This is a genomic window from Pararhizobium sp. LjRoot255, assembly GCF_964252905.1.
Classification (GTDB): Bacteria; Pseudomonadota; Alphaproteobacteria; order Rhizobiales; family Rhizobiaceae; genus Pararhizobium.
Map to the genome: position 1 here is coordinate 1,899,648 of NZ_CAXUPQ020000001.1, position 19,508 is coordinate 1,919,155.

Consider the following 19,508-nt stretch of genomic DNA (forward strand, 5'->3'; position numbering starts at 1 on the left):
CCTTTAAGGGAGGACTATAATGCGACGGCACCTACTAACATCGACAGCGGCAATGCTGCTGGCCTTTACCGGAACCGCATTCGCGGGCATGGACGAGGCAAAGACGTTCCTGGATGCGGAAGTCGGCGACCTCTCGTCGCTCGATCGCACGGCCCAGGAAGCGGAAATGCAATGGTTCGTCGATGCGGCAAAGCCCTTTGCCGGCATGGACATCAAGGTGGTCTCAGAAACCATCACCACGCATGAATACGAGTCCAAGGTTCTCGCCCCGGCGTTCACCGCGATCACCGGCATCAAGATCACCCACGACCTGATCGGCGAAGGCGACGTCGTCGAAAAGCTGCAGACGCAGATGCAGTCGGGCGAAAACATCTATGATGCCTTCGTCAACGACTCCGACCTGATCGGTACCCATTGGCGCTACCAGCAGGTCCGCAACCTGACCGACTGGATGGCCAATGAAGGCAAGGACGTGACCAACCCCGGTCTCGACCTCGCCGACTTCATCGGCACGTCCTTCACCACGGCGCCGGACAAGAAGCTCTACCAGCTTCCCGACCAGCAGTTCGCGAACCTCTATTGGTTCCGCTATGACTGGTTCAACGACGAGAAGAACAAGGCGGACTTCAAGGCGAAGTACGGCTACGACCTCGGCGTTCCGGTCAACTGGTCGGCTTACGAAGACATCGCCGAGTTCTTCACCGGCCGCGAGATCGACGGCAAGAAGGTCTATGGTCACATGGACTACGGCAAGAAGGATCCGTCGCTCGGCTGGCGCTTCACCGATGCCTGGCTCTCGATGGCCGGCAACGGCGACAAGGGCATCCCGAACGGCCGTCCGGTCGACGAGTGGGGCATCAAGGTCGACGAGAATTCGCGTCCGGTCGGCTCCTGCGTTGCGCGCGGCGGCGACACCAACGGCCCGGCAGCGGTCTATTCGATCAGCAAGTACCTGGATTGGCTGAAGGCCTATGCGCCGCCGGAAGCGCAGGGCATGACCTTCTCGGAATCCGGTCCGGTTCCGGCGCAGGGCACGATCGCCCAGCAGATGTTCTGGTACACTGCCTTTACCGCCGATGCGGTCAAGAAGGACCTGCCCGTCGTCAACGAGGATGGCACGCCGAAATGGCGCATGGCGCCGTCTCCGCATGGCGTCTACTGGAAGGACGGCATGAAGCTCGGCTATCAGGACGTCGGCTCCTGGACGCTGATGAAGTCGACCCCGGAAGACCGCGCCAAGGCCGCCTGGCTCTACGCGCAGTTCGTCACCTCGAAGACCGTGGACGTGAAGAAGAGCCATGTTGGCCTCACCCTCATCCGCGAATCCTCGATCCGGCATGACAGCTTCACCAAGCGTGCGCCGGAACTCGGCGGTCTGATCGAGTTCTACCGTTCGCCGGCCCGTGTCCAGTGGTCTCCGACCGGCACCAACGTTCCGGACTATCCGAAGCTGGCACAGCTGTGGTGGCAGGCGATCGGCGACGCATCCTCGGGTGCGAAGTCGGCTCAGGAAGCCATGGATAGCCTATGCGCCGAACAGGAAAAGGTGCTGCAGCGCCTCGAACGTGCCGGCATCCAGGGCGATATCGGTCCGAAGCTCGCTGAAGAGCACGATCTCGAATACTGGAACGCGGAAGCCGTCAAGGCCGGCAACCTCGCACCGCAGCTGAAGGTCGAGAACGAAAAGGAAAAGCCGCAGACCATCAACTACGACGAACTGGTCAAGAGCTGGCAGTCGAACTAAGCGCTCTCGCTTTTCTCTGAACCATCGCCGCCCGGACCCTGTCCGGGCGGTTTGCGTTCAAGGTCAGGCAATTTCGGGAGACGTCACCGCCCAGGCGCCTTCCAGTTTCCATGGTGGCCAACAGATAGCGCAGTACCCTGCCTGGCCCCAAACATGGCGGCTTGGTGTTGAGGATACGCGGGGTTGTCCAGGCCAACGAAAAAAGCCACCGGCTGACGCCGATGGCTTTGCATTTGAAACGCCAAGACGATGAAGACGCCAAGACTTTGCCAGCCTTTAGAGGCCGGTGCCGCCCTTCAGCTCGTTGATCACCGTGCGAATGATGATCTTGATGTCCAGAAGCAGCGAGAACTGCCGGACATACTCGACGTCGCAGACGATCCGGCGGATCGCCAGCCAGCGATGTCGGGTTGGGCCGCGCAGGCCACGGGCCTGTGCAAGGCCCGTGAGGCCCGGCCGCATCAGGTGCCGGTACTCGTAACCCTGCACCAGTTCCGCATAGTTACGGCCGGCAGCCAGCATGTCCGGAACGTGCGGACGCGGCCCAACCAGCGACATGTCGCCGATCAGGACGTTCCACAGTTGCGGCATTTCATCAAGATTAGTCTTCCGCAGAACACGCCCGAGCGGGGTGATGCGCGGATCGTTATCGATCGTCTGACGCACACCGCTTTTGTCGCAGAGATCGGTGTACATGGAACGGAACTTCAGGATCTCGAACGGCACCTCGTTGAGGCCTGTTCGTAACTGCTTGAAGAAAACCGGGCCCTTGCTTTCCAGCTTGATGAGCACGGCAATCAGGAGAATAACCGGAGAAAGAACAAGAAGACCGAAGAATGCGCCGCCAACATCGATCATTCGCTTGATCGCAAGCTGAACAGGCATGCTCGGCGCACTGGCCGGGTTAATGTAAAAATTGCTTTCGTCTGCGCGCCGTTCTTTGTTCTGAACGGCAAACCTCCCAGAGGTATTCCCATTCAACATGCTATCCTCCAATCCGATAGCAGCTGATTGTTGCAACATCATTTTTTCCGTCATGGCTTTAAATACTCCTGGCACTTTTAGCAGGCAGGGTAGGCTTCTGGTCGGTCGTTGCCGAAGATGGTGTTTGTCTGAAGAAGCCGGGCAATTATTTCTATTATCAATAGATACATATTCCCCGCCTTCTCGGCAAGGTTGTTGCGTCTGGGTTGCCGTGGAGTGCTGCCGTCCCTGAAAATTATTTGTCTGCAAAAAGCATTTTGTGTTTTTAATCACTTATTAAATATGATCGTCTTTGACAAGTCTCCGAATGTCGATGTTGTTGGTTGTGGTTAACTTGCGGCGCGCCAAAATGGATCATTTTTGGGGTGATCGCGGTTTCCATTCAAAGTCTTGCTGCAAAGCAACCTGGTTTGCTGCATTGCCGTTGCCAGCCACCGCGCACGTTGTGCCAATTTGAAATTTTCATAACTGAAAATATCCGGTCACTGCGCCGAATTTTTCGGGGTATTCAGCGTCAGCCCGTCTGAACTTTCGCCCGCCATCATGCCGTCGATCATCGGCAGGCCGTCGCTGCCGGTCAGCGGGAACCATTTGCTCCGATCGAAGAAAATATCTCCCGGCGTATTCTTGCCGCGCTTTCTGATCTGGCTGGCAAGGAAATTGTAGCGCGGCGTTTCTCCGAACTCGCGCTTGAACTGGATCCGGCTGCCGAAGTTGCGGATGTCGAAGGCTTCGAGCGCATGGATCTTGCCGATGATCTCGCCGGGGTTCTCCCAGCGCACCTGGCTCAGAAAGATGTTTGCCGCCTTGCCGGCGAGGTCGGCAACCATAACGGTATCGGCGGCGTCTTCGATGTTGAGCTTGACGCGGAAGGATGTGACGCGGTTTTCGCCGTCGCCCGTGATGAAGATGAAGATCGAGGATTGTATCGTACCGTCGCCTTTCACCGGAAGATCGACGGAGGAGGAGCATTCCCAATTGTTCTTGTTGCCGCTGCTGACCGTCCAGTCGAGATCGCCGAAGCCGCCGGCCTTCAGCCGTTCGCACAGGCTGCGCGGGTCGCTCTGAATGAGGCGGATGAACTGCTGCTGCGGCGCCTTGAAGTCGCTGAAGGCGTAGACCGGCAGGACCATGCGCGCCGGCGGCAGGCGCACGCTCCTACTGCGGATGATCTTTATCTGTTTCGGTGCCGGCTCGACCGTCGCCAGAAGATCGGGATGGCCGAGATAGGCGAGCAGATGATGGAGATTGCGCTGCCCGTTGGCGAGCAGCACGGTCGCCAGGATGCCAGCGAAGATCAGGCCGACAGCGACGAGAAAGAACATCTTTCCAGACCGGCTTTTCTGCTCCTCCTTCATGCCGAAACCCGAGCTCCGCGGTTCCACCGGCCTTGGGCGTCACGCAGCCCGGCCTCCGGTGCCTCTGATCCGTGCCAGGCCCCATTCTGGCGTGCGTGGCGGGCAAGATTGTGGACGTCTGTCAGCCCGTCTGCCGGTTTCTGCAGGCCGAGATGATCACGTGAACGAGGAGCAGCGGCCAAAGCAGGCACAAAGACAATCCGAGAACACGCATTGCATCCCAGGCGCCGCCGGCGGCCTCACCCTCGCGATAGGTATTGTCGAGAAAAAACAGAGATATCAAGATGTAAAATGAAAGCAGCAGATTTGACCATGGCATTGGCGGGGCCGGAGATTTAAGGGGGGAGACGAGAGGCTGATGTCAGGCAACGTTCAACGTGGTTGCTGGCTGCAGAGGCGAGACCATTGCATGATTCGTTTGCATGGCACAATTGCGCCTCGGCGTGCCTCTCAGCGCGCGGCGGCGGTCAGTTTTCCGAGCCCGTCAGGAATGCATGCAACTGCCGTGCCTCGGGGGTGACTGTCTTGTCTTTCGGAAGGCCGAGATAATAGCCGTAGCCGGTGGAAAGACATTCCGAGCCGACCGTCACGAGCCTCCCATCGGCGAGTTGCTCTTCGATCAGGCCGAGGCTGCCAAGCGCAATGCCGTCTCCGCGCAGGGCCGCATCGATCGCCATGATGTAGGTGGAGAAGGAAAAGCGCGGGTTCTGCAGCTTCAGCCGGAGCGCCGGAGAGACGCGGCTGAACCACTGCCGGAAGGAAATCCAGTGCGCGTTGAAGCGTTCGTAGTCGATGAGGTCCAGCGACGCGATCTGCTCGACGGTGAGGGTTGCGGCATCGAGGCCGCGGCTGTCGAGATAATCCGACGAAGCGACAGGCATCAGCCGCTCAGGCATCATTAAAGTCAGGTCCCAGCGCGGGTGTTCGCCGGTCGAATAGAGGATGACGAGGTCATTGGTCTCGGCGGCCAGATCGGACGACGTGTCCGAGGTCAGCAGCCTGAGCGAGATCGCCGGGTTTTCCTTGCCGAAATCGCGCAGGCGGCCGCCGAGCCAGAGATGCGACACCGAACCGCTCGCCGCGATGGCGATCGTCCCGCCTTTCACAGGACGGAAGGGGTCGAGGCTCTCCTCCAGATAATCCAGTGCGGCGCGAACCCGCTGGAACAGGCGCGCGCCTTGCGGTGTCAGCTCCAGGTTCTTGCCGCGCCGTGTGAAAAGCGCTGCGCCAAGATGATCCTCCAGCCCCTTGATGCGCCGGCTGACGGCGGCCTGGGTGATGTTGAGTTCGCGCCCAGCCTTCGAAAAATTCATCTGTCGGCAGGCGGCGTCGAACACCCGGAACGCTTCCAGCGGAATATGGTCCAGCATTCCCTCTCCATGATTTCAAATCATCAAAATGGCTGAAAACTGCCTATGTTTGAAAATATCAGATTGTGGTGCAGGCTGGAAGCAGCATCAAACCGCTTCGCAGGATCAACCCCATGCCCTTCGTCACGTCCTTCGTTCCCGAAATCCGTTTCGGCGAAAATCTCCATGAGACCATCGGCTCCGCCGCCGCATCCTTCGACGCGAAAACCGCCGCCATCGTCATCGACAGCTTCCTGGTCCGGTCGGGGCTCGCCGATCGCGTCGCAGCCCAGTTGCAGGCCGTAGGCATCCGGGGGCGTGTCTTTTCCGATTTCGCCGGCGAGCCGACGATCGCCCATGTGCGGCATGCGACCGAGGCCGTCACAGGCGCGGACGTGGTCATCGGCGTCGGCGGCGGCTCGGCACTGGACATCGCCAAGATCGCCGCCTGCTGCGCGGTCTCCGGTGAGGATGCAATGTATTATGCGCTCGCTGCCAATCCGCTGCCGAAGAACCCCTTGAAGAAGATCATGGTGCCGACGACGGCAGGGACGGGATCGGAAACGTCCGCGACCAACATCTTCGCCGGGTCAGAGGGTAGGAAGCTCTGGGTCTGGGGGCGGGAGACCAAGGCTGATCTCGTGCTGCTTGACCCGGCGCTGACCGCGACGCTGCCCGCCGATCTCACTGCCTGGTGCGGCATGGACGCGTTCATCCACGCCTTTGAAGCCGCCACCAACCGCAATGCCCATGCCGGCGGCAAGTTCTACGCCCATGAAGCCCTGCGCCTTATCACGGGCGCGCTGGAAGCAGCCGTCAAGGAACCCGACAATATGGAAGCGCGCGGCAAGGTGTTGCTCGGCTCGTGCTATGCCGGCATCGCCATCGACAATTGCGGCACGGCTATTGCCCACACGATCAGCCATGCGCTGGCGGGCCTTGCCCCCGTTCACCATGGCCTTGCCACCGCGCTCGGCTTCGAGGCGACGCTTGCCTGGCTGGTCGAGGCCGATACCGCCGATCTCAATGCGGCCGCGAAAGCCTGTGATCTTGCCAAGGCGGCGGACCTTCCGGCCTTCGTCTCCGGCCTGATGGATCGCTGCGGCATTGTCCGTGCTCTGCCGAACGTATTTGCGGCGCTCGATCCGGGCGCGCTCGCCGCCGAAATGAAGGCGCCGGAAAACCTGCCGATGCGCCGCTCGACCATCCGCGAGATCAGCGATCAGGACATCGCCCGTTTCGCCGCTGCCATCATGTCCCTGCCGAAGGCCGCCTGATCATGAGCAAGCCCTATAGCCGCGACTACTGGGAGGCCTTCCTCTCGGCCCTCAAGCCGGAAGGCCGCCATTTCATCAACGGCGAACTGTCGCCGTCCTCGTCCGGTGAGACCTTCACCCGTACGCGCCCCATGGACGGCAAGCCTGGCGCCACGCTCGCCCGCGGCAATGCTGGGGATATCGATCGGGCAGTGGCCGCCGCCCGGGCGGCCTTCGATAGCGGTGTCTGGCGAAAGAAGGACCCGCTCGAGAAGAAGAAGATCATGCTGAAATGGGCTCAGGCGATCCGCGACCATGGCGACGAGCTGGCGCTGCTCGAAACGCTGGATGTCGGCAAGCCGGTCATGGCCTCGCTCAATGTCGACGTGCGCCTCTGCGCCGATGGCATCCAGTTCTACGGCGAAATGATCGACAAGCTCTACGACGAGGTCGCACCGACGCCGCCGAGCGAGCGCGCCATCGTCCGCAAGGTGCCGATTGGCGTGATCGGCGCCATCACGCCGTGGAACTATCCGATGATCATCGATGCGTGGAAGCTCGGACCGGCGATTGCCGCCGGCAACTCCGTCGTGCTCAAGCCGGCCGAACAGTCATCGTTGTCTGCCATCCGTCTCGCCCAGCTCGGCTTCGAGGCGGGTCTTCCGGCGGGCGTCCTCAACGTCGTCACCGGTTATGGCGAGGAAACGGGCAAGCCGCTGGCGCTGCACATGGATGTCGACATGATCGCCTTTACCGGCTCGACCGAGGTCGGAAAGCAGATCATGGGTTATGCCGCGCAATCCAACGTCAAGCGCGTGGCGCTCGAACTTGGCGGCAAGTCGCCGCTCGTGGTCTTCGCCGATGCCGATCTCGATGCGGCTGCGTCTGCCGTCGCCTGGGGTTGTTTCTACAATTCCGGTGAAACCTGTCACGCCTCGACACGGCTGATTGTCGAGCGCTCGGCGCAGGAGGCGCTGATCGCCAAGATCGAAGCCGTCACCAGGAGCGACATCGCCCTTGCCCATCCCTTCGACCCGTCGGCCCAGATCGGCGCGCTGATCGAGGAAGAGCACATGAACAAGGTGCTCTCCATGATCGCGGCGGGCGAGAAGGAAGGCGCGCGCCGTGCCTTCGGCGCCGAGCGGACGCTTGCGGAGACCGGCGGCTATTATGTCTCCCCCGGTGTCTTCATCGACATGACCAACGACATGAGCCTCGCCCGCCAGGAAATTTTCGGACCCGTTCTCGCTGCCATCCCCTTCGACACCGAGGAGGAAGCCTTGAGGATCGCCAACGACACGATCTACGGTCTGGCTGGGGCCGTCTTCACCAAGGACATGGACCGCGCCCACCGCTTCTCAGAAAGCCTGCATGCCGGCACGGTCTGGATCAACACTTACGACATGTCGAATTTCGCGACGCCTTTCGGCGGCTTCAAGCAGTCCGGCTTCGGCCGTGACCGCTCGGTGCATGCGATCGACAAATATTGCGACTACAAGACCATCTGGCAGCATTTCGGTTGACGCGGCTCGGGCGACAAGCCCGGACGACAACGCATCCGCGAGACATAGGGAGGGAAACCGTGAGCAAGATCGTTTCCATTGAGATCACCCATCACCGCCTGCCGCTGGACCCGGCCTTCAAGGCGAGCTGGGACGGCCGTTCGCGAAAACATTTCGACGTGACGATCGTGCGTGTCCGCGACGACGAGGGCCGCGAGGGGATCGGCTCCGGCGACCTGATGAAGGGCTTCGAGGGCCACGAGGACCTGTTCATCGGTCAGGACCCGCGCCATCTGGAGCGGCATTACGAGGTGCTGTCGCACATCTCCTTCCACTACGGCCGCTGCTGGCCGCTGGATCTGGCGCTGTGGGATCTCTGCGGCAAGATCACCGGCGAGCCGGTCTGGCGTTTGCTCGGCGGCCGGGCCGACAAGGTCCGGCTCTACGCCTCCTCCGGCGTCCTGCGCGAGCCGTCGGCCATGGCCGATCAGGCCGAGCGCTATATCGGGGAAGGTTTCCCGGCGATGAAGGTACGTTTCTCCTCCTCGGCCGGTGGCCGCGGCAGCTGGAAGGCCGATGTGAAGGCGCTCGAAGCCATCCGCGCCCGCGTCGGCGACCGGCTGGAGCTGATGGTCGATTGTAACCAGGGCTGGCGCATGCCGTGGGACACGACGCTGGCCTGGACCTTCAAGGATGCGTTAGCGGTCGCGAAAGAGCTGGAAAAGCTCGATATCTACTGGATGGAGGAACCGCTGTTCCGCTCCGACCGCGAAGGCATGCGCCGCCTCTCCGACGCCACCAGCGTGCGCATCGCCGGCGGCGAGATGACCCGCGAGATTTATGAATTCCGCGACATCATCGAGGCGCGCGCCTTCGACATCATCCAGCCCGATGTGGCGCTCACCGGCGGCATCACCGGCTGCCGCCGTCTCGCCTACCAGGCCCGCGAGGCCGGCGTGATGTTCACGCCGCACTCCTGGACCAACGGCATCGGCGTGCTTGCCAACGCCCACCTCACCGCCGGCGCGGGCGACGCGCCTTTCCTCGAATATCCCTACGACAGTCCCGAATGGAGCGAGGAGCGCCGCGACTACGCGATGATCGCGCCGCTGAAGCACAGGGATGGCTGGCTCGAACTCGGTGAGGCGCCGGGTCTGGGCGTGGTGCTGGATGAGGACCGGCTGAGGGCGACACGGGCTTAGGAGTTCATCGGGTGTGTTGGGCGGATATTTTTGGAGGCCGGGAGAGACCGGCGCTTCCGAAAGCGGTCGAGTTGCCCCTGCATAAAATTTGAAGAAGTTGCATGCCTACGGCGACCGCCGGGGCGAGACGCACAACGTCGTCAGGTTTTGGTCCCCTTCTGGCTCGTTCTTCCGCTCGGAATGCTGCTGACGGTCGCTGACACCGGGTCGCTTGCAGGGAAGGTGTCCTCCAGCCCCTCGTCGAGTTCTTCCTCGAGGGTCGCCCGGTCATGCGCTGAGCGCGCGCTTTTCAAGGATAGCACGGCGGGTGATACTCCCTCGGACGCCGTGCTCGACTGAGTGCTGTCCGCGCTGCCGGTATCCGCATCCTGCTCGAACGCCGCCACCTGCAGCAGCATCGCCTTGGCTTTTTCGATCGCGTTCTGCCGGTTGAGGTCGTCATTCTTGCCCCTGCGCATCTGGACGGAGATGACATCGCCGCCTTCGCCGACGAACTCGACGGTCACCATCCCCGGCTGCTGGTGAACCTGCGTGCCGATCACTTGCATGGAAATTACCTCCGTCAATGCGTTGCTGGATGATAACCGTCTGATTGGGGCTTTGTTCCGCGCGGGGAGATACCCCGGCACGATTTGGGAAAAGTGAAATGCTTTGGCTTCACAAATTTGGGCAAGCCCCCGCGTCCTGATCTTTCCCATCATCTCTCCTGGAAAAGGAGCCGAAACCGGCGTTATCAATCGGCCGCATGCCGAACGCGGGCGAGGGTTCTTCATCACCGAGGATTTCGGCGGACGCCTTTCGCCTGAAACGAAAAGAGCGGCCGGCGGCCGGCGGCCGCTCTCGTCAAGTCGATTTGATCGCCGGTCAGGCGGCCATATCGTCCATCTCGCGTTCCTTGAACATGCGGGCGAGATTGAGGAAGCAGATCATGCCAGTCTCGTTGGCGATGATGCCTTCGGCATAGCTCTTGTCGAAGGAGGTGGTGATTTCGGGAACCGGCTGCACCTGGTTGCCCTGCACGGTCAGGATGTCGGAGACGCGGTCGACGACGAGGCCGATCACCATGTTGTGCACTTCAGCAACGACGATGGCGCTGCGCTCGTTGGCAACGGTGCTCTTCATGCCGAGCTTATGGGCGAGGTCGATGATCGGGATGACCGTGCCGCGCAGGTTCATGACGCCGAGCACTTCGGCCGGCGAATGCGGGATTGGCGTCGAGGGCGCCCAGCCGCGGATTTCGCGGATCGTCGTCGTCTTCACGCAGAATTCCTGATCGTGGAGACGGAAAGCGATGATTTCCAACGTTTCGCCGTCGAAACCTGCCATTTTCAGTGCATTCGTCATCTGCGATTCCTTCCCGTTGCTGCTTCAGCCGGCGCCAGGGCGCCCGGCCTTAACAGACCTCGGCCGCATGCTGCTGGCGTCATGGTCGGCCTGCGCTTGCGGCGTCGGATAAATTGTCTGGAGTGCCGGCTACATCCGGTCAGGGGCGATGCGTCATGCACGGCAGATAGCCGTTCGCGCCCTGCGAAGAACCTTATATCACAAATCGTTAAGAGATGCTTTTGCAGCGTGAGGAAAGCGCACCGGCCGCCTGAACGCAATCAGGCGGCCGGTGCGGTACCAATCACGCCGTGGCGAGAACGCCGGCGAACTGCTCGATAGCCCAGTCGACCTGGTCCTGCGTGATCACCAGCGGCGGGGCGATGCGGATCGTGTCGCCGTGGGTGTCCTTGGCAAGGATGCCGCGCTCCTTGAGCGCTTCGCAATATTTGCGCGCGCCGCCGGCTTCCGGCACCAGTTCGACGGCAAGCATCAGGCCGCGGCCGCGAACTTCCTTGATGATGTTGGAGCGGATGTCCTTCAGCCCCGTCTGGAAGCGATCGCCCATGCGCGCCGAGTTCTCGATCATGCCTTCCTCGGTCAGCGCCTTCAGCGCGGCGCGGGCGATAGCGCAGGCAAGCGGGTTGCCGCCGAAGGTCGAGCCATGTTGACCGGGCTTCAAGACGCCGAGCACCTCGGAATTCGAAAGCACGGCCGAAACCGGATAGAAGCCGCCGGAGAGCGCCTTGCCGATCAGGGTCACGTCGGCCTCGATCTCCTCGTGCTCTTCGGCAAGCAGCTTGCCGGTGCGGCCAAGGCCGGTCTGGATCTCGTCGAGGATCAGCGTGACGCCGTGCCTCGAGCACAGCGCGCGAACCTCGGGGAAATAGCCTCGCGGCGGGATCACGACGCCGGCTTCGCCCTGGATCGGCTCGATCAGGAAGGCAACGGTGTTTTCATTGATTGCCGCGCGGAAGGCGTCGATGTCGCCGAAAGGCACGGTGACGAAGCCCGGGGCGAAGGGACCGAAGCCGGTGCGCGCATCCGGATCGGTCGAGAAGCCGACGATGCCCATGGTCCGGCCATGGAAGTTGTTGGAGCAGACGATGATCTCGGCCTTGTTGTCCGCAACGCCCTTGACCTCGTAACCCCATTTGCGCACCGCCTTGATGGCGGTCTCGACCGCTTCGGCGCCGGAGTTCATCGGCAGAATCTTGTGGCTGCCGGTCAGCGCTGCCAGCTCCTCGTAGAGATGCGCCAGTTGGTCGTTGCGAAAGGCGCGCGAGGTCAGTGTCAGCTTCTGGGCCTGTTCCACCATCGCTGCGAGGATCTTCGGGTGGCAATGACCCTGGTTGACGGCGGAATAGGCCGAGAGGCAGTCGAGGTAGCGATTGCCGTCGAGATCCCAGACGTAGACGCCTTCGCCGCGCGACAGGATCACGTCGATCGGCTTGTAGTTATGCGCGCCGAGCCGGTATTCGGTTTCGATCAGAGCATTCGTCGTGTTCATGGGGCCTCCAGTGGCTCGGTTTCTTGGGTCAGGCGCTGCGGGTGGGGCGGTCGAGGACGCGGCGTCCGAACAGGCTTGCGGTCAGTTCGATGAGGATGCGGGCGCTTTTGCCGCGATCGTCGAGGAAGGGGTTGAGCTCGACGAGATCGAGCGACGAGACGAGGCCGCTGTCGCAGAGCATTTCCATGATCAGATGCGCTTCGCGGAAGGTCGCGCCGCCGGGCACGGTGGTGCCGACGCCAGGCGCCAGCTCGGGATCGAGAAAATCGACATCGAGGCTGACATGCAGCATGCCGTTCGCGCCCTTAATCGTCGCGATGATCTCGTGCATGATATGTGCCATGCCGGTCTCGTCGATGGCGCGCATGTCGTAGACATTGACGCCGTGCTCGGCGATCTCCTCGCGCTCGCGGTCGTCGACGGACCGGATGCCGACCTGGAAGACGTGTCTCGGATCGACCAGCGGACGGTCCTTGTCGAGAATCGGGGCGAATTCAGCCTCGCCGCAGAAGAAGGCGACCGGCATGCCGTGCATGTTGCCGGACGGCGAGGTCGCCGGGGAATTGAAGTCGGCATGGGCGTCGAGCCACAGCACGAAGAGAGGACGGCCCTGTTCCTTCGCATAGCGCGCCATGCCGGAGACCGACCCCATCGACAGGGCATGATCGCCGCCGAGGATCAGCGGAAACTTGCCGGCGCGGGCCGCGTCGTGCACCGATTCGTCCAGCGCACGGGTCATGGCCGCGACAATCTGCAGGTTGTTGGCGCCCGGATGGTTGGCAAGGTCGCGGGCCGGCAGCGGCTTCAGATCGCCTTCGTCGGCAACGCTGTGGCCGAGACCGGCGAGGATGGTGTCGATGCCGGCGATGCGCAGCGCCGCTGGGCCCATGGCGCAACCACGGCGGCCGGAGCCTTCCTCGAGTGGGGCGCCAATCAGCGCGATGCTTTTCTTGGTTTCAGCCATGGATTTCCCCGCAGGTTTGCGTGATGCCGGTTTGCCCGGTTTGTGTGCGGATTATTGCCGTTTCAGATGTTGGCAAAAAGATGGAAAACTGACAGATAGAAGGCTATTATCGGCACTTTGTTAAATCTGGATGAGCACAATGATAAGCCTTGACGATCTGGATCATACGCTGATCAGTGCGCTCCGCCACAATGCCCGCACGCCGGTCTCGTCGATGGCTGCGGCAACCGGTGCATCGCGTGCCACCGTTGCCGCCCGCATCGATCGTCTGGTGTCGTCGGGCACCATTGCCGCCTTCACCATCCGCACCGGCGCGGAACTGTCCGGCAGCGGCGTGCGCGCCATCGTCATGATCGAGATTCACGGCAAGATGGCCGATCGGGTTGCTGCGCAACTGCGCGGCCTGCCGCAGGTGCGGGCGCTTCATTCCACCAATGGCCGCTGGGATTTCATTGCCGAGCTTGAGGACAAGGATCTCGCCACCTTCGACGAAACGCTGCGGCGCATCCGGCTGATCGACGGGATCAACCTGACAGAGACCAACATCCTGCTGAAGACCAGCAAGATGACGACGGGGCTATAACGCGTCGCTCAATATTCCTTCTCGTAGAAGATGCCGGCGCCCGTGCCGCTGCTGCCGGCTTCGCCGCGCAGTTTGACGCCGCGGCCGACGTCGAGATTGATGATCGCCTTGCCGCCGCCGGCTTCGGAACCGGATTGAAGCTGCAGATAGGTGCGGTCGTTCAGGTATTTGCCGGCCGTCACCTGCGCGCCGCCGCTGGCGTCCGTCGAGATATCGAGGTCGTCGACGCCAAGCTTGTTGCGCAAGCCGTCGAGAAGCGAGGTGGATTTACCACCGGCAAGCTGGCTGACGGCGCTTGCGAGCTGGGCGATCTGCAGGGCCGACAGGTTGGAGAGTGAACGGTTGAAGATCAGCTGCGCCAGGATTTCATCTTGCGGCAAAGCGGGCGATGAGGAGAAAGTGACAGTCGGATTGTTGGCAGGACCGGCGACATTGACAGTGATCGTCGTCGAACCGGCGGTCGACGTTGCGTCAAGGTCGAGCGTCGGGATGAGGTTGCCGCCGAAGCTGATCGTGCCGTCCGAGAAGTCGAGCCGCTTGCCGAGGATTTCCAATCGGCCACGCCGCATCTCGAAGCCACCGGACACGGCCGGCTGGACGGCGGTGCCGCGGATCGTCAGATCGCCGCCGAGTTCGGCGTCGATGCCGCGGCCGCGAACGAACAGTTTTCCGGGTGAATTGACGGTCAAGTCGAAGGCAATGCTGCTGCTCTTTGCTCCGCCGCTGCTTGCGGTGTCTTTTTTGACATCCGCCTGCATCTGGCGGATCTTGGCCGGAGCATTCTTGTGTTTGATGTTGATCTCCGACAACGAGGCCGGGAGCTTTTCCGGGATCGTGATCGCCGCCTTGTGGATGGTGACGGCTCCACCCAGCATGGGTGTCGCAATGAGCGAGCCCTTGAGCGTCATGGCGCCATCGACATTGGCCGTGAACAGGTTGCCATCGACATAGGTTGCGTTGTCGAGGCGGATGGAAAGATCGGCCGGAAAACCGGAGCCAGGCGCGATGCCGACGGTGCCGGTGACATCGAGCGAGCCGCCGCTGGCAAGCCGACCGGACAGTTTGGAAATGGTTGCCTGCTTGCCGTCGAGGGCAATATTGGCCGTCAGGTCGGTAATCGCGAGGTTGCGGCGGACATCGACAAGGCGGGCACCGGAGGTCGAGATCGTGCCGGTGATCTGCGGCGCCGTCGCAGTACCCTTTATGGCGAGATCGACATTGGCGGCGCCCGTCAGCGTGAAGCCCTGCTGCGCCAGCAGACCGGCGGCAAGACTGAACGGCAGGTTGCCGGAGAATTTCATGTCGATCGGCCGTTTGCCGGTGAGGCCGAGCTTGCCGCCGCCCCTGAAAGAAAGGCCGCCCGCGCCGCTGATCGTCGCGTCGAGCGTGACGGTGTTGTCGGCGAACTGGCCCTCGGCGGTAACGTCGAGCGCGCTGACGCCGGCCGACTTTGCCTGGGCAACCACGGCGTTCGCCCAGCGCAGGTCATAGGTGGCGACCGGTGCAGCCGATGTGCCCTTGACCCCGACCGTGCCGGTGATGGCGCCGTCGGCGCCGAGCGAGGGTGCGAAGGTGTTGGCGAGCCTGGCGGGCAAGGCTTTGAGGTTGATGGCGAGATCGAGTTTTTCGCCGGCCGATCCGGTGATCACGATCGTGCCGCCGGACGCCGCGATCGTCAGATTCTGCAGGCTGAAGGTACCATTTTCGATGGAGATCGTCGTTGGTGCCGAGAGCTTGACCGGGATCTTTCTCGGGGTGGCAGTGAAGGAGGCGAGATCGACAGTCGTTTTGCCGCCCGCCGTCTGGATATCAGCGCGCAGCTTGAGCGGCGCGCCATCATAGCTGCCGTCAAGCGCGACGTTGGTCTGGTTTGCCTGCTGGACGAAGTCGAGCTTCAGGCCGCTGACGCGGTTGGCGCCTTGCGCAAACGTCTCGACGGAAAGATTGCCCTTGATCGCCAGCGCCTTCAAATCGGCGATGGTGATGTCGGCGACCGGCCTGGTGATGACGAGGTCGCCGCGCTTGATGCCGGAGCCGCTGGCCTTGAGGGCGATAGAAGTTACACCGCCGTCGCTTTTGATCGATGCCGATCCCGACAGATCACCGGACGCCTTTTCTCCGGCCATGGCGGCCAGCAGCCCGACATCGGGGAAGGTGAAGTCGATCGTCCCCTGCGGCAGGAAGTTGGACGTGAAGTCGACAACGCCGTTCAGCGTGTTTTCGCCGATCCGCACCTGAAGAACCGGCACGCTGGTGCGACCGTCCTTGGAAACGAGGTCGGCCTTGACGTTGATGGCCTGGCCGCCGAGCGCGCCGGTGGCGGTTATCTTCGCCTGCGGGTTCTTCGGATTGGCGGTTGCATCCGCCGTGAGTTGCAGGTCGCTCAACGTGCGGCCGGCAAGCGTCGCGCCGCGGGAGGTGATATCGGCCTTGAGGCCGAGATTGTCGAGCGGGCCGGTGGCATCGACCGTGAAGTTGGCCTGGCCTTCTGCATCAGCCAGCACCTTGCCGAGGTCGAGCACCGTGCCGGTCAGCGTCGCCGTCAGGCTCTGCGACTTGAGCGCGACAGAACCGGCAGCCTGGAGCGTGCTGGAGGTCACGTTGAGATTCGTGACGTTGACGGCACCGTCGGGGCCGGTCGCAAGCGTGCCGGCGACGTCCACCGGCGTATCGAATTTTGCCGAGACGGAGGCGGGCAGGGCGGCCGGACGGGCCGAGAGTTTGAACGTCGTGTTCAGGCTGTTCTCCGCGAGCCTGAAGGAACCCGCGAGCGCGCCATCGAGATTGGCGCTGCCGATGGTGATCGGGCTGAAACCGACTGCTTCGGGCGTCACGTCGAGCGTCGTCGCCACCGTGATCGGGCCTTTGACCAACCGGTCGAGATCGGCATTTGTGAGCTGCGTCGCACCGGCCTCGATCGTCGCCGCAACCGTCCCGGCGCGGGTGGTGAGGTTGAAGTTGTCGCTGTGTGCCGTCAGCTTGACGGCGTCGAAGCGTCCTTGCGGCAGTGCCACTTCTTCGATGCTGCCCACAACATCGAGGACCGCGGATTGCATGTCGCCGTTGATCGATGCCGTGCCCGTATCCAGCAGGATATGCACCTCGCCGGCTTCGAGCGGCAGGCGGGTGTCGATACCGGTGAACGCGGCGGTTATGTCCAGCTTTTCGCCGGCGCTGCCGGTGAGGGTCACGGTGCCGCCATAGGCATTGATCGCCAGTTGCTGCAGGTTGACGGCGCCGTTCTCGATCACGATGGTCGCCGGGTGGGCCAGTTCCAGCGGGATCTTCTTCGGTGCCACCGCGAAGGATTGCAGCTTGATCGTCGTGCGGCCGGCAGCGCTGTGCAGATCGCCGCGGGCGCTGAGCGGGGCGGCGTCATAGGTTCCGTCGAGCGCGAAATTCGTCGTGTTGCCCTGCTGCTCGAAACCGAGCTTGAGGCCGGCAAGGAGGTTGCTGCCCTGCTTCACTTCCTCGACCGTGACCGCGCCTTTGATCGCCAGCGCCTTGAGGTCGGCAATGGAGATGTCGGCCGCTGGCCTGGTTATCACCAGATCGCCGCGCGTGATGCCGGAACCGCTGGCTGTCACCGTAACGGAGGTGACGCCATCTTCCGTCTTGATGCTGGCCGAGCCGGCGAGATCGCCGGACGCGGCTTGTCCGGCCATCGCGGCCAGCAGCCCGACATCCGGGAAGTTGAAGACCAGCGAGCCGTTCGGTTCGAACTCCTTTGTCAGGTCGAGCGAACCTTTCAGGGTGTTTGACCCGATCACCGCCTCGAACGACGGAACATTGGTCGTGCCTTTCGCCGTCGCGATATCGGCCTTGGCGTTGATCGCCTGTCCCTCCAGGGTACCGCTGGCAGTGACAGTCCCCGTCGGTCCATCGCGGCCGATGACGGCGTCGGCGTTGACTAAAAGATCGTTCAGGGTGCGGCCGGCAAGCGTTGTCTCGCTCGATGTGATCTTCGCCTTGACGGCGAGCGCATCGAGAGGCCCGGTCACGTCGGCGCTGAAGGTTGCGGAACCTTTGGCATCGGCGCGCAGCTTACCGATCTCCGGCACGGTGCCGGTGATCGCGGCCGTGAGTGTATCGGTTTCGAACGCCGCTGAACCGGCGCCATCGACGGTCCCCGACTTGATGGTGAAGTCGCTCACATTGACGCTGCCATTGGCGCCTGTCCCGAGATTGCCGGCAATGGCGATCGTCGTGTCGAACTTCGCAGCCAGCGCCGGCGGCAGGACGGCGGGCAGGGCAAAGAGCTTGAAGGCGGTAGCGACGGTGTTTTCGGCGATCGTATAGGAGCCGATCAATGTGCCGCCAATGCTGGCGCTTTCGATCGTGATCGGATCGAAGGACGCCGTCTCCGGCGTCAGCGACAGCGTGCCGTCGAGCTTGACCGGTCCCTTGACGAGCCGGTCGAGATCGGCGCTGGCAAAGCGGGTTGCGCCCGTTTCTATCGTGGTTTTGAGCGGGCCGGTGCGGGTCGTAAGGTTGAAGGCGTCGCTATAGGCATGCAGCTTGATGGCCTCGATCTCACCCTGCGGCAATGTCGCCGTGCTGATCGCAGCACCGATGTCGAGCACCGCGGTTTGCGCATCGCCGATCAGCGAGACGCTCGCCGCGTCGATCGCGAGCCGGGCCTCGCCCTTTTCCAGCGGCAGGCGGAAATCGATCGGGCCGTTCTTGCCGGTGAGGCGCGCCTGCAGGTCGTTCTCACCCGTCGTGCTGTAGGTACCGGATGCCGACAGCGTCAGCGCGCCGGTGGAGACATTGCCCGTTCCGATGCGGACGGTCTTGCCGTCGATCGCCGCGGAAAGATCAATGTCGGTGGTGCCTTCGAACAGCGGCCGGAAGGCGGCGGGCAGAAGATTGCTGAACGTGCCGCCGCCCTTGAGCGACACGGTGCGGAACCCATCGGCTGCCAGCGTGTGCTGGCCTCCGAGCTTCAGCACTTCCTGGCCGTCGAGTGCGGCGGTTGCCGTGCCGCTCCAGTTGGAAAGCGGCCCCTGGCCGGTGACGTTGACGCTGATCGCCGGTTCGCCGGGCAGGCGCATGGCCTTGGCCAGCAAGCCGCCTTTCGGCTCCTCGATCGTGGTCTCCAGCCTCAACTCGTTGCTGGCCGGATTGAAGATGATGTCGGCGATAGCCTTGGCGTCGGGTCGGTCGCGCTGCGCGACGGCAAGGGCGGTGGCGATGCTGGCATTTGTGGCGTTCAGCTTGCCTTGAGCGCTCAGGAACTGATCGACGCCGGCGATCTCCTTGCCGATGACGACGTCTTTAAGGTCGAAGGCATCGATCTTGACATCGAGCGGCAAAGCAAAGGTTTCGCGGACCTCCCGGGTTTCCTGCGAGGGGATCGGCAGCCGTTCAAGACGCACCGATCCCGCGGAAAGCTTCGCCGCTTCGAAGCGTTTGGCAAAAAGCGCTGTCGGCGACCAGTCGATCGCGACTTCGCGGATTTCCGCATAGACACCCTTGCTGTCGAACAGGGTGACGCTGGAAGCGGTGAAATCGCCGGTGAGAAGCGCGCTCGGATCGTTGATGCGGACGATCTGGTCCGGCGTCGAGGCGTATTTCTCGATCACCGCGGCGACAAGCCGCGCGCCTGGCGCCGTAAAACCGGCAAAGAGCAGGAACAGCACGGCGGCGAAAAGGACGAGGCCGAGGCAATAGAGGAACCAGCGCGACGCGGCTTTCAGGAAACGGAGGAAACGATTCATGGTTTATCCATAG

The 19,508-nt window shown here is 62.5% G+C and carries 13 protein-coding genes; 5 read left to right on the top strand and 8 right to left on the bottom strand.

Annotated elements, in window-relative coordinates; genetic code table 11:
• The first annotated feature begins 19 nt into the window (after positions 1 to 19).
• Entirely contained in the window at positions 20 to 1,744 is a 1,725-nt protein-coding gene (locus ACSQ2W_RS09285) for an ABC transporter substrate-binding protein (protein WP_436085994.1), read from the top strand.
• A gap of 276 nt (positions 1,745 to 2,020) precedes the next feature.
• On the opposite strand, the gene ACSQ2W_RS09290 is transcribed toward ACSQ2W_RS09285, so the two are convergent.
• From ACSQ2W_RS09290 to ACSQ2W_RS09300, 3 genes are all read right to left on the bottom strand, one after another.
• Positions 2,021 to 2,629, bottom strand: a complete 609-nt coding sequence (locus tag ACSQ2W_RS09290) for a sugar transferase (RefSeq protein WP_436085995.1) — start codon at positions 2,627 to 2,629, stop codon at positions 2,021 to 2,023.
• 581 nt (positions 2,630 to 3,210) lie between these two features.
• A complete protein-coding gene (locus ACSQ2W_RS09295; RefSeq protein ID WP_436085996.1) occupies positions 3,211 to 4,086 on the bottom strand; it encodes a DUF6030 family protein in 876 nt (291 codons plus the stop codon).
• 467 nt (positions 4,087 to 4,553) lie between these two features.
• Positions 4,554 to 5,456 (bottom strand): LysR substrate-binding domain-containing protein, encoded by a 903-nt coding sequence (locus ACSQ2W_RS09300; protein WP_436085997.1) that lies wholly within the window; start codon positions 5,454 to 5,456, stop codon positions 4,554 to 4,556.
• 113 nt (positions 5,457 to 5,569) lie between these two features.
• On the opposite strand from ACSQ2W_RS09300, the gene ACSQ2W_RS09305 reads away from it, so the two are divergent.
• From ACSQ2W_RS09305 to ACSQ2W_RS09315, 3 genes are read left to right on the top strand one after another with little or no spacing between them, the layout of a single operon-like run.
• The gene (locus ACSQ2W_RS09305; RefSeq protein ID WP_436085998.1) at positions 5,570 to 6,712 is read left to right on the top strand and encodes an iron-containing alcohol dehydrogenase; all 1,143 of its coding nucleotides are present in this window, start codon (positions 5,570 to 5,572) and stop codon (positions 6,710 to 6,712) included.
• A 2-nt stretch (positions 6,713 to 6,714) separates the two neighbouring features.
• A complete protein-coding gene (locus tag ACSQ2W_RS09310) occupies positions 6,715 to 8,214 on the top strand; it encodes an aldehyde dehydrogenase family protein (RefSeq protein WP_436085999.1) in 1,500 nt (499 codons plus the stop codon).
• A gap of 59 nt (positions 8,215 to 8,273) precedes the next feature.
• Positions 8,274 to 9,395 carry a mandelate racemase/muconate lactonizing enzyme family protein gene (locus ACSQ2W_RS09315; RefSeq protein ID WP_436086000.1) on the top strand — a complete coding sequence of 374 codons (1,122 nt, stop codon included), beginning with the start codon at positions 8,274 to 8,276 and terminating at the stop codon, positions 9,393 to 9,395.
• A 140-nt stretch (positions 9,396 to 9,535) separates the two neighbouring features.
• On the opposite strand, the gene ACSQ2W_RS09320 is transcribed toward ACSQ2W_RS09315, so the two are convergent.
• The 4 genes from ACSQ2W_RS09320 to rocF form a co-directional block, all read right to left on the bottom strand.
• On the bottom strand, positions 9,536 to 9,943 hold the full coding sequence (locus ACSQ2W_RS09320) for a hypothetical protein (protein ID WP_436086001.1): 408 nt from the start codon (positions 9,941 to 9,943) through the stop codon (positions 9,536 to 9,538).
• Positions 9,944 to 10,259: 316 nt separating this feature from the next.
• On the bottom strand, positions 10,260 to 10,739 hold the full coding sequence (locus ACSQ2W_RS09325; protein ID WP_436086002.1) for a chemotaxis protein CheW: 480 nt from the start codon (positions 10,737 to 10,739) through the stop codon (positions 10,260 to 10,262).
• A gap of 283 nt (positions 10,740 to 11,022) precedes the next feature.
• A complete protein-coding gene (rocD, locus tag ACSQ2W_RS09330) occupies positions 11,023 to 12,228 on the bottom strand; it encodes an ornithine--oxo-acid transaminase (RefSeq protein WP_436086003.1) in 1,206 nt (401 codons plus the stop codon).
• 28 nt (positions 12,229 to 12,256) lie between these two features.
• Positions 12,257 to 13,192, bottom strand: a complete 936-nt coding sequence (rocF, locus tag ACSQ2W_RS09335; RefSeq protein ID WP_436086004.1) for an arginase — start codon at positions 13,190 to 13,192, stop codon at positions 12,257 to 12,259.
• 139 nt (positions 13,193 to 13,331) lie between these two features.
• On the opposite strand from rocF, the gene ACSQ2W_RS09340 reads away from it, so the two are divergent.
• Positions 13,332 to 13,775, top strand: coding sequence for an Lrp/AsnC family transcriptional regulator (locus ACSQ2W_RS09340; protein ID WP_436086005.1), 444 nt, complete (start codon positions 13,332 to 13,334; stop codon positions 13,773 to 13,775).
• A gap of 8 nt (positions 13,776 to 13,783) precedes the next feature.
• Here the strand turns inward: ACSQ2W_RS09340 and ACSQ2W_RS09345 are convergent, their stop codons facing one another.
• Positions 13,784 to 19,495: a translocation/assembly module TamB domain-containing protein gene (locus ACSQ2W_RS09345; protein ID WP_436086006.1), complete on the bottom strand. Its 5,712-nt coding sequence runs from the start codon at positions 19,493 to 19,495 to the stop codon at positions 13,784 to 13,786.
• Positions 19,496 to 19,508: the final 13 nt, after the last annotated feature.